The sequence below is a fragment of the Marinimicrobium sp. UBA4209 genome (genome assembly GCF_002381585.1).
Classification (GTDB): Bacteria; Pseudomonadota; Gammaproteobacteria; order Pseudomonadales; family Cellvibrionaceae; genus Marinimicrobium; species Marinimicrobium koreense.
In genome coordinates this window covers 36,888-37,249 of record NZ_DFTP01000070.1, presented here as the reverse complement: position 1 = coordinate 37,249, position 362 = coordinate 36,888, and the positions used below count along the sequence as shown (strand labels likewise).

Genomic DNA, 362 nt, shown 5'->3' with positions numbered 1-362 from the left:
AGCATCCCTGAGCTCCCTGGGGCACGGTGCGAACGGCTGCTCCCACTGCCAGTCCCGCCACTGCCCCGTATACATGGCGGCCACCCCTGAAACCGCCGGCAAACCCCGCGCCGTAACGACACAGGGTTCGACCCGATCAGATCCCGCGGTGGACCAGATGCTGTAGCTCGGCATGGTCGCCGACAGGGCCGCATCCAACAGGTAGGGATAGACCTGCTCGGGCCGGGCCTGCTCTTCATGAAGTGTGACGATACGATCACCGCCCGAGCCGGACGCTAGTCGGGTGTACTCCGCATTGACCCGCAGGGGACTGGACTGAATACGGGCCGCCAGTGAATCGATCTGAATCTGGCCGTCGAGAT

At 64.4% G+C, this 362-nt stretch carries 1 pseudogene; it reads right to left on the bottom strand.

Features of this window, described 5'->3' with window-relative positions:
* Positions 1 to 362 (bottom strand): annotated as a pseudogene (locus B3187_RS10355) (type VI secretion system-associated protein TagF); the annotation flags it as partial.